General features: G+C 53.6%; 8 protein-coding genes and 1 tRNA gene. 8 read left to right on the forward strand and 1 reads right to left on the reverse strand.

From position 1 onward, the window contains the following. Position 1 precedes the first annotated feature (1 nt). Positions 2-1060 carry a tRNA (adenosine(37)-N6)-threonylcarbamoyltransferase complex transferase subunit TsaD gene (tsaD, locus tag Q0824_RS15530; protein ID WP_298452765.1) on the reverse strand — a complete coding sequence of 353 codons (1059 nt, stop codon included), beginning with the start codon at positions 1058-1060 and terminating at the stop codon, positions 2-4. 249 nt (positions 1061-1309) lie between these two features. On the opposite strand from tsaD, the gene rpsU reads away from it, so the two are divergent. The 8 genes from rpsU to Q0824_RS15570 all read left to right on the forward strand — a co-directional run bounded on the left by rpsU (position 1310) and on the right by Q0824_RS15570 (position 12073). Then, complete coding sequence (gene rpsU / locus Q0824_RS15535; RefSeq protein WP_072794797.1) at positions 1310-1525, forward strand: 30S ribosomal protein S21; 216 nt, start codon at positions 1310-1312, stop codon at positions 1523-1525. Between the two features lie 150 nt (positions 1526-1675). Further along, on the forward strand, positions 1676-3412 hold the full coding sequence (gene dnaG, locus Q0824_RS15540; RefSeq protein ID WP_298452767.1) for a DNA primase: 1737 nt from the start codon (positions 1676-1678) through the stop codon (positions 3410-3412). Between the two features lie 108 nt (positions 3413-3520). After that, on the forward strand, positions 3521-5377 hold the full coding sequence (gene rpoD / locus Q0824_RS15545; RefSeq protein WP_298452770.1) for an RNA polymerase sigma factor RpoD: 1857 nt from the start codon (positions 3521-3523) through the stop codon (positions 5375-5377). Between the two features lie 99 nt (positions 5378-5476). After that, positions 5477-5553, forward strand: a tRNA-Ile gene (locus Q0824_RS15550). Between the two features lie 364 nt (positions 5554-5917). Continuing rightward, a complete protein-coding gene (locus tag Q0824_RS15555) occupies positions 5918-6292 on the forward strand; it encodes a DUF4398 domain-containing protein (RefSeq protein WP_298452773.1) in 375 nt (124 codons plus the stop codon). Between the two features lie 26 nt (positions 6293-6318). After that, positions 6319-7128, forward strand: coding sequence for an OmpA family protein (locus Q0824_RS15560; protein WP_298452776.1), 810 nt, complete (start codon positions 6319-6321; stop codon positions 7126-7128). Positions 7129-7470: 342 nt separating this feature from the next. Then, complete coding sequence (locus Q0824_RS15565) at positions 7471-8808, forward strand: outer membrane protein transport protein (protein WP_298452779.1); 1338 nt, start codon at positions 7471-7473, stop codon at positions 8806-8808. Between the two features lie 13 nt (positions 8809-8821). Continuing rightward, the gene (locus Q0824_RS15570; RefSeq protein ID WP_298452782.1) at positions 8822-12073 is read left to right on the forward strand and encodes an Ig-like domain-containing protein; all 3252 of its coding nucleotides are present in this window, start codon (positions 8822-8824) and stop codon (positions 12071-12073) included. Positions 12074-12093 lie beyond the last annotated feature (20 nt).

A 12093-nucleotide genomic window follows, 5' to 3' on the forward strand; every position in this document is an offset into this window, starting at 1 on the left:
CTCAGTCTACCAGCCCGCTCAGCCGAGCCTCACTGAGAGGTGGCAATGTATTCATTGGCCATCTGGGCACAGCTACAATGCGCTCTCCGTCGCGCTGACCTACCTTCATGCGCTGAGCCCCGGCATACGCAATCATTGCTCCATTATCTGTGCAGAATTCGGGGCGCGCATAAAACACATGGGCGCGGAGTTTTTCCGCCATTTTCTCCAGGCCGGCCCGCAACCGCTTGTTGGCACTTACTCCGCCTGCAATCACCAGCCGATCACAGCCAGTTTGCTCCAGCGCTCTGCGGCATTTGATCACCAAGGTATCTACGGCAGCCGTTTCAAACGCCAATGCAATGTCAGCTCGAACCTGGGCACTCAGGCCCTCCGCCGACTTCTTTTCTGCATGCACTGTATTCAGCGTGAAGGTTTTCAAGCCGCTGAAACTGAAATCCAGGCCCGGGCGATCCGTCATAGGCCGAGGAAACCGGTAACGGCCAGGCGTGCCTTTTTCTGCCAGCGCAGCCACCCGGGGGCCACCGGGGTAATCCAGCCCAAGCATTTTTGCCGTTTTATCGAAGGCTTCGCCTGCTGCGTCGTCTACTGACTCCCCCAGCATCTGGTATTCCCCAATGCCATCTACCCGCACCAACTGGGTGTGCCCACCCGACACAAGTAACGCCACAAATGGAAAGGCCGGTGGGTTATCTTCCAGCATGGGTGCCAACAAATGGCCCTCCATGTGGTGCACCCCAAGCACCGGAATGCCAAGAGCAAAACCCAGGGCATGAGCAACCGACCCACCCACCATAAGCGCGCCAATCAAACCTGGCCCTGCGGTGTAGGCAATCCCGTCTATATCCGCACGAACATGGCCAGCCTCTGCAAGAACCTGCTCACACAGGGGCAGCAGTTTGCGAACGTGGTCGCGGGATGCCAGCTCCGGCACCACACCGCCATAATCAGCGTGCATGTCGATCTGACTGAACAGAGCATGGCTCAACAGCCCCTTGTTGGTGTCAAACAACGCAACACCAGTTTCATCACAGGAAGTCTCAATACCCAGAATCAGCATAAAACCCGGCCACTTCGGTTGGCGTAAATGGATAAACGAGCCGCATTTTAGCAGAAACCCGAAACTCACAGGCAGTTTCGTCGAACAAACATTGACCTTGCCACGACCGAGGCGCTATCATTGCCGCCCTAAATTACGAACTGGTCGAGTTTTAGCCAATCTGACCAGGAATCGAGAGAATCGAGCCAGTCTGGCCTTGCCAGATGCGCATCTAAATGAAACCGAATCTATCAGGTAGGTGATTGTCGAATGCCAGCTGTTAAAGTGAAAGAGAATGAACCGTTTGACGTAGCACTGCGTCGCTTCAAGCGTTCTTGCGAAAAAGCAGGTGTGCTTTCGGAAGTACGTCGTCGTGAGCACTATGAGAAGCCGACTTCCGTTCGCAAGCGTAAAGCAGCTGCAGCCGTTAAGCGTCATCTCAAGAAGCTTCAGCGGGAACAGCGCAAGTTCGAGCGTCTGTACTGAGTTACCGCAGACGCCGCTTGACTGCAAAGCACTGATTGCCTGTACAGCCACAGGCTGCACAGAGCGACCAAGAAATGCCGCCGGGGCCTGGCTTCGGCGGCATTTTTGGCTATTGGACCTTGTACGCCAAGGACCTGATGTGGAGCCATTATGAGCGGACTGATCCCCCAACGCTTTGTCGAAGACCTGCTCGACCGGGTAGATCTGGCAGAGCTGATCGGATCGCGCATCACTCTCAAAAAGGCTGGCGCCAACTACAAGGCGTGCTGCCCGTTTCACGATGAGAAAACGCCTTCGTTCAATGTTAGGCCAGATAAAGGCTTCTACCATTGTTTTGGCTGTGGTGCCCATGGTGACGCCATAAGTTTTGTTCGTGAATTTGAAGGCTTGGGGTTTACCGAGGCCGTAGAAGATTTGGCCCGCCGTGCGGGACTGGAAGTGCCTTACGATGAGGCGGCCAAACATGAAATTCAGCAAGCCCGAACACTGACCGACGCTCTGGATTTTGCCAGCCGCTTTTACCAATCGGCGCTTCACGGCCAGCAAGGCGCTTTCGCCCGTGACTACTTAAAGCAACGGGGACTGGACGGCACTATTATTCAGCAGTACCAAGTAGGCTATGCACCTGCCGCCGGCACTGCATTGTTTGATGTTGCCAGCAAGGACTTGCAGGGGCCGCTGATCGAAACCGGCACCGTCTCGGATAAGTACGGCAGGCCAAGGGATCTTTTTCGCAACCGGGTCATGTTCCCCATCCGCAACAGCCGAGGCAAAACCATCGCCTTCGGTGGAAGAACTCTCGGTGATGACAAAGCGAAGTACATCAACTCCCCGGAGTCGGATGTTTTTCACAAAAGCCGGGAAATATATGGCCTGTTTGAGGCAAAGCAGGCGTTAAAGCAGCTCGACAAGCTGCTTGTAGTAGAAGGTTACATGGATGTTATTGCCCTCGCACAAAACGGTATTCATTACGCCGTAGCGACATTGGGCACAGCAACGAATCAGGATAGTCTTACCGCCCTGCTAAGACAGGTGCGGCATATCGTGTTCTGTTTTGATGGTGACCAGGCCGGGTTCAGAGCCGCAGACAAAGCCATGGAAAACGCCCTGGAATTAATGGCAGACGGATTGCACCTGCAATTCCTGATGCTGCCAGAAGGCGAAGATCCGGACACTTTGGTGCGCAAAGAAGGCCCAGATGCTTTTCAGAAGCGCATTGATGGCGCAACACCGTTCTCGCGGTATCTGTTTGACCGTCAGAGCGAAGGGCTGGACCTTCAGCTGCCGGAAAATCGAGGCGAGCTGAGAGCCAGAGCCGAACCGCTCCTGAATAAAATGCCCAGAAGCACCCTCAGGGATGCCATGTGGCACGAAATGCTGCGGCTCTGCGGGGGTCGTAACCAGTGGCAAGATCGCAAGCCTCAGCAACGGGGCAACTGGAAAGGCGAGCGCCGCGACCGGGTTACAGAAGAACGCATTGACGTAAAGCTGAGCAAAGATAGCATCTTGTGCCTTGCTCTACTGGAAGCACCGGATCTGGCGACAGAAGTAACTGAACTGGCGCGCAGCTCCCGCCAGTATAACCAAGCCATGACATTTGCCGGCTTTATCCTGGACCAAAAGATCCGGGATCGGAAATCACTTATAACGACCCTGGCAATGGATAGCCAGGCACGCGAACGGTTCTACAATCTGTTTGACGGCATTGAGCACATCCCAACCCGGGAAAGCACGCTGGCCGCAGCACGAGAACTGTTGAGCCCCAACGAAGAAGCTGCAAGACAGCAAAAGCTGGCTACACTTTTACGTAACTTCGCAAATCTTACCGCCGACGAACGGCAGGAACTGCGAGAGCTGAGCGGGGGAACCCCGGAAAGCAGCACTTGAAACTTTGCGCATTGATCACCATCTAACCATTCGGTGGCAGTGCATTAGAGCGGCAGCTATAATGGCTGTTTCATTTTTTATTTATTTAAGCGAGTTCACAGGGTGTCTATGTCAGGCAATTCGCAGAAATCACGTTTGAAAGACCTCATCGCACGAGGCAAGGAACAAGGCTACCTGACTTACGCCGAGGTAAACGACCACCTCCCGGAAGACATTGCCGATCCGGATCAGGTCGAAGACATTATTCGCATGATCAACGATATGGGCATTCAGGTATCCGAAGTGGCGCCGGATGCCGATACCTTACTGATGACCGACGGTGACTCCACCGCCGACGAAGCCGCTGCCGCTGAAGCCGCGGCTGCTCTCGCCGCCGTTGAATCCGACGCTGGTCGCACCACAGACCCTGTCCGCATGTACATGCGCGAGATGGGCACCGTGGAGCTGCTTACGCGTGAAGGCGAAATCGTTATCGCCAAGCGCATCGAGGAAGGCATTCGCGATGTTATGGCAGCCGTCGCCCACTTCCCAGGAACCGTTGGCACCGTTATTCAGGCCTATGATCGCATCATCGAGAATGAAGGCCGTATTACTGACATTATTACAGGCTTCCTGGACCCGGACGACGCCGAACCTTTCATGCCGGAACCGCCACCAAAGCCCGAAGCCTCTACTGACGATACGTCGGACGACGATGCCGACAACGATGCGGATGAGGAAGAGGAAGAACCAGAAAGCGGTCCAGATCCCGAAGAAACACGCTTGCGGTTTGAGCTGCTCAAGGAAAAGCTGGAAGCTGCAGAAAAATTGCTGGCCAAGCATGGCCGTGCCGATAAGAAAACCCAGGCTGCCTTGAACGACCTGGGCGTGGTTTTCGCACCGTTCAAACTGGGTAACAAGGCATTTGACGAGCTGGTTAACGTTGTTCGCTCAACCAATGACCTGATACGCGAAAACGAACGCGCCATCATGAAGATCTGTGTGCGCGAGTGTAAAATGCCACGTAAGGACTTCATCAAATCATTCCCGGGCAACGAAGCAAACCAGGAATGGGGCGAGAAGATCAGCAAGAGTAAAAAGCCTTACGCCTCTGCCATCAGCGAGCGTATGGACGAAATCGTCCGCCTTCAGAAGCGCATCATGAATGTGCAGATCGATGTGGACCTTGATGTTGTCGACATCAAAGAGATTAACCGCCGTGTTTCCATTGGCGAAGCCAGAGCGCGCCGCGCCAAGAAGGAAATGGTTGAGGCCAACCTGCGACTGGTTATTTCTATCGCCAAGAAATACACCAACCGTGGCCTGCAGTTCCTCGACCTGATCCAGGAAGGCAACATCGGCTTGATGAAAGCCGTCGACAAGTTTGAGTACCGTCGTGGTTACAAGTTCTCAACTTACGCCACCTGGTGGATTCGTCAGGCCATCACCCGCTCCATTGCGGATCAGGCGCGCACCATTCGTATTCCGGTGCACATGATTGAAACCATCAACAAGCTCAACCGCATTTCCCGCCAGATGCTGCAGGAAATGGGTCGCGAACCCACTCCGGAAGAGCTGGGTGAGCGCATGGAAATGCCGGAAGACAAAATCCGCAAGGTTCTGAAGATTGCCAAAGAGCCGATTTCCATGGAGACACCCATTGGTGACGATGAAGACAGTCATCTGGGCGACTTCATTGAAGACATCCAGGCGCTCTCACCAGTGGACTCAGCAACGGCAGAAGGCCTGCGCGAAGCTACTCGCTCAGTGCTGGCCGGCCTCACAGCTCGTGAGTCCAAGGTACTGCGGATGCGCTTTGGTATCGAGATGAACACGGACCACACGCTGGAAGAAGTCGGTAAACAGTTCGACGTAACCCGCGAGCGGATCCGGCAAATCGAAGCCAAGGCACTGCGCAAACTGCGTCACCCTTCCCGCTCCGATCACCTGCGTGGCTTTATTGACGATCAGGGAAATCAGGGGTAATTCGTAAGAACTAACAGTAGCGGGCGCCGCACCTCATCGGTATAATGGCGCCCGCTTTGTTTGCCCTTCCGGGAACCCCCAAAGCGAACACTGCATTTCGGGCCTATAGCTCAGTTGGTTAGAGCAGGGGACTCATAATCCCTTGGTCGGTGGTTCGAGTCCACCTGGGCCCACCATATTTTAACGTCAAAGCCTGCTTTCGAGCGGGCTTTGTTGTTTATGGCGCGTCCTCAGATCATTGTTCGTGACATCTTATTCACGTCAGATCTGCCCCCGAAATTATTTTATTTCAATCACTTGAGCGCACTCGCAAACCCCAATTACGCGCCGGTGGTGTCCTGCAGCCTGCATCTATTGCGAATCAGTCACCGTTGATGGCCAGCTGACTGCTAAACTTAGGAACAGGTGCGCATGGCACTCCGCAGTTTTACGGTGTTCTCACCGTTCATGGTAAGTGTCCGTCAACCCTGACGGCAGGTTGGTATTCGTGCAGTCCACACTTTCCTGCAGAGCAGTTATATCGCCGAAAGGAGATCGTGCATGAAAACACATAAATCGATGTTGTACACCGCCGGTATCGCCGGACTACTACTTACTTTGGGTGGTTGCGCCAGCCCTGGCGAGCCGCCGGATTCCGAGCTTCAGTCCGCAGAGAGTTCCCTCCAGCAGGCCGTTGCCGCAGACGCTCGGGAATTCGAGCCGGTTCTGCTCAATAATGCCCAGAACAAAGTCGCTGACGCTAAAAAGCTAATCGAACAGGAAAAATATCCGCAAGCTGAGCGACTGCTGGAGCAAGCCGCTGTAGATGCTCAACTTGCAAGCGCGCGCTCAGATACAGCAAAGGCGAAACACGCGGTAGAGGAGATCAATAGCAACATTGAATCTCTGCGCCAGCAAATCAATCAAGACCAGTAACCGCCCGGCGTGAAAAGGAGACTGTTATGAACAAACGCAACATAACATTGGGCATGGCGATGGGCTTGTCCGCAATGCTTGCTGGCTGCGCCTCAACGCCGCAGGAAAATGCAATGGTAAATGAAGCCCGCGCATCCTATGCCAAGATAAAAGATGACCCGGATGTTGCTCGCAGTGGCGACCGCCAATTGCGCAGCGCACGGGATGAGTTAACCCGAGCCGAGACTCTGCTGGAGGAAGGCGAAGATACCTCGCGCATTGAGCACGCTGCCTATCTTTCCAATCGTCACGCTCAGATTGCCAGTGAGCAAGCAGAACGCGCCAGGCTACAAAAGCAGATTGATTCTGCAGAGGAACGCCGACGTACACTCATGCTGGACGAGCGCTCCGACGAGGCGGCCCGCGCCCAAAGAGAAGCCGAAATGCTGCGCAAAAGAATGGAAGAACTGCAAGCAGAGCGCACAGATCGGGGCATGGTACTCACCTTGGGTGATGTGCTCTTCGACCTCAACAAGGCAGACTTGAAACCATCTGGAGAACAAACTATAGGGCGTCTTGCAGAGTTCATGAGGGAGTATGAAGACCGGAGAGTCCGCGTGGAAGGCTACACCGATAGCACCGGTGCCGCGAGTTACAACCAGACCCTATCCGAGCGGCGCGCTCAGTCAGTGAGTGATGCCCTGGTGTCCCAAGGTATTAATCGCAGCCGAGTCGAAACCAAAGGTTTTGGTGAGCAACACCCTGTAACGAGCAACGACACCTCCGCTGGCCGCCAACAAAATCGCCGCGTAGAGATTGTGATCTCCGACAAGGAAGGCAAGATCGAGACGCGGTAAAGCCAGCACAACCGCTTGTAAATCTAACCAGGGGGGGAGACGGTCCTCCCCCCTCTTTCCAGATAACCCCGCCTCTTGTTTACCGCCTTTGCCTCCTATATTCCAAAACCAGACAAAATTAATAAACTCTTACCTACTGAATTAACAGGCATTTTTTGAACCAATGCACCGAAAATGGTCATTCCGCCATGATACCGTGTCAAAAATGCCAACGTCCTAAAAGGACAAGCGCCCTACACTGTCAGGTCAATGAACGTACCAGCCGTTACTTAATCGTCCACCTGCGAGTTGATGAGCATACGGCCAGAGTATAAAAACAACGCAATAAAATGGAGTGTATCAATGGTTCCCACCACCCGGTTTTCAGTACGGGCGCTGAGCCTAGCGGTTGCAGCTGTATCCACAACTTTCACCATGTCAGCATCTGCCAGCATGGGCAACATTGGTACAACCTATGGCGTGATGCCCGTAGACGTTGCTACCGCCCAGTCTCTCTCCATGTTTAATGACCAGGTTTCCGCTACCTACTACAACCCGGCGGCACTTACCCGGGATGAGCGCGGCGAACTCACCTCTGGCCTGCTGCACGCTGAACAGGAACTTCGATCTGCAAATCCAAATGCAACTGGCGATGTGCTTTCCAGCTCTCCCAGTCAGCACGTATTAATTGGCATGAAAACCAACCTGGGTTCACTTACCCGGTTTGACCACCCGATTTATCTGGGCTTCATTGCCGGTGTTGAGAAATACGGCAAGGAAATGCTGGCCTTCGGATCGGAAACGTCGGAAACCGGCCAGTTCCTGCAAAACGGCAAAGAGCCGCTATTTCTGAACATTGGTGGCGCCACACCCATTTGGCGGGGTATCTCGGCCGGAGCCTCCGTTCGCATTACACTTGCAGCGGCGGCACAACTTAACGCGGTAACCGAGCTTAACGGCGATTCCCGGCAGGAGCAGTTGACGGTCAACGCCGAGCCCACCCTGAAAACCATTCTTGGCACTAACATTGATTTTGGCAGCACATTTTGCGCTGACAACAGCTGTTTTCTCGATGGTTGGGAAGCCGCTTTCTCTTACCGCACCAAATCAGCAGCCAAGACTACCGTTGGCTCCAACATTGAGGTTCCGGGTATAACCGTCAGCGAGCCCCTGATTTTGGCGGTTTCCACTATTGATTCGTTCCAGCCCGAAACCTTTGTTTTTGGTACTCAGTACCGCGGCGATGGCTGGCGGGTTGGCGGCAGCATCGAGCAACAGAACTGGTCTGAGCTTGAACATGAGTTTTCCAAAGACAGCATTAAGGATCAGGAGGCCGTTCCTCCAGGCAACCGCATCGGTTTCAACGACACAATTGTTCCCCGCATCGGCGCCGAGTATCAGCTCAACGAGAACTTCGCTTTCCGTGGCGGTATCGCCTACGAAGAATCGCCTCTGAAAACCACTAAAAACCCGGAACTGAACTATCTGGATACCGACAAAATAATCGTCGGGGTGGGTGTCAGCGCCACATACAACCGTACGCGCCTTTTGGCCTACCCGATACGTTTGGACTTAGGCTATCAGTACCAACAACTACAAGAGCGGGACTTCACACTGGTCGACTATGACGGCAATGAAACCAGCGTCACGGCCGACGGTGATATCCATGTAATCAGCGGCTCCATCACCCTGAAGTTCTGAGGAGAAGCAGGTCATGAAAAAACTTAAAACATTAGCCTTGGTTCCTGCCATTTTGCTGGCAGCTTGTGGTGGGGACGAACAGAGCGTTAAAGAAAGAGCTACGCCCGGGTCGTTGGTTTATTCCTACCCGACCGATGGGCAGGCAGGTGTAAGCCCGAAAGCTGACATCGTTTTACGCTTCAGCCACGCGATTGTGGATGATGAAACAGACATTGCCGATAAGATCGAGCTAGCCTCAAGCGGCAGCGTTCCGGCGTTTACCGTGAAAAAGATCGACGGTGGAAAAAGCCTGAAACTGGAAATTGCTGATGGGCAAAAGCTGGGCAGCCGAGCGGATTATTCCCTTACCTTCAACACACCTCTCAACGCTGAAGGCGGCAGACTTGTCGACACACCCAACGCTGTTGGAGATGAGGGCATCCAGTTTAATACCCGAGGAGAGCTTAGCGGTAGTGCTGGCCTGGCCAACACGTCTGATAGCTTCGCTGTCGCATGGCAAGTGCCCGATAATGATGGGCTTTTCCAGACGATGAACTTTTCCACCTTCCGCCTGGCCATGACTCAACCGGTTCACCCTGAATGGCAAACACTTGGGGGCTCCATTGAGCTTTTGGACAAACATGGAGAAGCGGTGCCCGCCACTGTACTGGTGAAAGGCAACCGAATTACCGTTGACCCTTGTCTCACAGAGCAAAAAATCGACTGCGGAAGTCGCGCAGACGTATTGAGCGCCGGCCAAACCTATACGCTCAAGCTCGATAACATTGCCAGCCTGACGAATGGCCCAGATGGCACCCGATACAGCGAAGAGTTTAACTTCACACCACGCGCCACAGGCCCAACCGCGGTATTGGCTCAGGACGCAATAGACTCAATTGACGGAAGGTACTCCTCCATATTGAATGGCCAAGCCATTAACGGGGTAGTGCTTAACTCCGTACTACAGGGCGTTACTGATTCATCACAGCAAACCGGCTCACTGTTTGCCGAGCTAGGGCATGCACCCTCCTTTGCCGCGGATGAAGCAATACCTTTGCGAATTCCCAAAGGCAGTGTGCTGGAGAGCACCAGCTTGAGCATTAAGGTTGGCGGTACAGTTCAGGCTTTGAACATAGATGATGGCAGCCCCCAGGAAACCGGCACCATCAAGGTTACCATGCTGTCTGACGCCTCTGGCTACATGACACCCAACGCCTATACCAACGAAAAAACAGCACCTCGCCACATCACACTGTTTATGGACGTTTCCATGAACACTGAGGAAAAAATGCCTAACGCCGCCCTTTCCCAGGATTTAATGGGCGTAGAGCTTCGGGGCATCGTGCGCGTTAAGGATGGTGTGCTGACAATCGATGCCATAGGTATGGTTGAACCAAACCTGTTGGGCCAGGAATACACAGACTCAACCATCGCATTCCACCTGCAGGCTAACATGGATGGGAAAGGCCTTGATGCGGCAGACGAGTGGGAAGCCACCCGCGATCAAGCACCTCCCCAACTGGTTAGTTGGATGCCAGGCGCAGAAGATGCCAAGCCTGCAACACGTCAGTCTATGCATCGCCCAGGTGACCCGGTAATTCTGTTCTTCGATGAGCCTCTGGACCCTGCGTCAATCTCCGCAGGTGTCAAACTCTATGCCGATGGCCAAGAACTGACTGTAGCCAACGGCGTGCTCAACACCGCACTCGACGGGACAGCCTTAACACTGAATCCGGAAGGCGGCTTGAAGCCAGGTGTTCAATACAGGGTTTCGGCTCCCGGTTTGATCGATTTGGCCGGAAACCCCTTCGTATTGGCGGATGATTTATCGTTCAGCCTCGATGGCCAACGCGATGTGCTCGCCAATGCACCGCCTCTGGCGCTAACCACCTACCCTGGCTATCCATGCGAAGCCGACCACACACAGCTGGATCTGGAAGCGGGTGTGTTGGGTAAATGCTGGACAGCAAAAGATAACCGGGGTGACGTACTACCAGTTAGCAAAATGCCGGATGATCGGCCGATCACCGTTGTCTTTTCACAACCCATGGATCTTGATTCGATACGCTTGAACGAAACCTTCATCGTCCAAAAGGTTGATAGCGATGGGAATGATGTAGAACCAATCACTGGTCGTCTAGAAAAAAACAACCAGCGTGTGCGCTTCTATCCGGATCAGCCTTGGGAAGTAGGTGCATTCTACCAGTACACACTGGTCTCCAGGAGAGGCGACGACTCCACGGCAGGCTCAGCGTATTCCAACTATTGCGATATGAGCGTGCCTCAATCCATCTGTGGTACAAACGCTTATCCGCTCAAAGCGGATTTGCTGGAAGGTTTGAATGGCGGCTGGGGAAATGGAGAAACCCCATATAACCCCATGAAGATCTACTTCCAGGGCGCTGAAGCAAAAGATTCAGTATTCACAGCCTTGCGGAATCTTCCCATTCGCGACACCAATGCCAACTTCAACATCGACTGTGGTTCCAACGATGACCCTGATTGCCTTGAGCCCTTTGCTCATGAGTATAAGGACCCAGCAGACGTCACGGACAGCACCCATGTAAGCGGATGGTTGCCTTCAGCAAACTCAACAAAACTGAGCGTCGTAAATAACAAGGCCAAGCTGACGGCTCTTGGAATCCCTAGTCAAATCCCGGCTCGCGTCGGATGTAAGAATGACGAGCGATGCCCGAAAGACAAGTTCATCTACCAAACCTATGCGCTGAATAGCGAAGTCATAGGCCCAGGTACCTGGACCGACCCGGCGACGGGCACCGAGGAAGATGCAATCCTTGTTGAGCTGTATCCAACTCTGCTGGCTACGAGTTCAATCGACACTTACGTTGATCTGGGAATACTGGAAGCTGATGTTCCTACAAACACCCAGATCATTCGGATGCGCTATTCAGAAGACCCGAGCTGTGCTGGACAAAACGGTTGTCCTCGCAATCAGTTGATAAAGGGCGCAATCGTGACGGTTGATGGAAAGCCAGTATTCAAAACACGAGCGGAGTTGATGCTTGATGCTCCCGAAATGAAAATTACTGCCGACGGCCCGCACGACCTTTACGCCCGGCCCTTCTACTTTGATCTAGAGGGCGATGTTACCTTCTTCGATGATGGTCGCATGCAGATCGAGCAACGCAATACGAACCTGGTAGATATCAAGGTTGAGGCCAAACCTTTGGGCCTCATTATCGACCTGCCTCTGCAGATCCCTGTGGGTGGTACCTACCTCAACTTCATTACAAATCCTGTTAAGGATCTTCCCGCCGTGCAGTAAAGCTGCCGCGGTACTCTTAA

This window comes from uncultured Marinobacter sp., assembly GCF_947488835.1.
Taxonomy (GTDB): domain Bacteria; phylum Pseudomonadota; class Gammaproteobacteria; order Pseudomonadales; family Oleiphilaceae; genus Marinobacter.

Bases quoted from the DNA above. Each gene is read 5' to 3' on its own strand.
- tsaD (WP_298452765.1), bottom strand. From the start codon at position 1,060: ATGCTGATTCTGGGTATTGAGACTTCCTGTGATGAAACTGGTGTTGCG.
- rpsU (WP_072794797.1), top strand. From the start codon at position 1,310: ATGCCAGCTGTTAAAGTGAAAGAGAATGAACCGTTTGACGTAGCACTG.
- dnaG (WP_298452767.1), top strand. From the start codon at position 1,676: ATGAGCGGACTGATCCCCCAACGCTTTGTCGAAGACCTGCTCGACCGG.
- rpoD (WP_298452770.1), top strand. From the start codon at position 3,521: ATGTCAGGCAATTCGCAGAAATCACGTTTGAAAGACCTCATCGCACGA.
- Q0824_RS15555 (WP_298452773.1), top strand. From the start codon at position 5,918: ATGAAAACACATAAATCGATGTTGTACACCGCCGGTATCGCCGGACTA.
- Q0824_RS15560 (WP_298452776.1), top strand. From the start codon at position 6,319: ATGAACAAACGCAACATAACATTGGGCATGGCGATGGGCTTGTCCGCA.
- Q0824_RS15565 (WP_298452779.1), top strand. From the start codon at position 7,471: ATGGTTCCCACCACCCGGTTTTCAGTACGGGCGCTGAGCCTAGCGGTT.
- Q0824_RS15570 (WP_298452782.1), top strand. From the start codon at position 8,822: ATGAAAAAACTTAAAACATTAGCCTTGGTTCCTGCCATTTTGCTGGCA.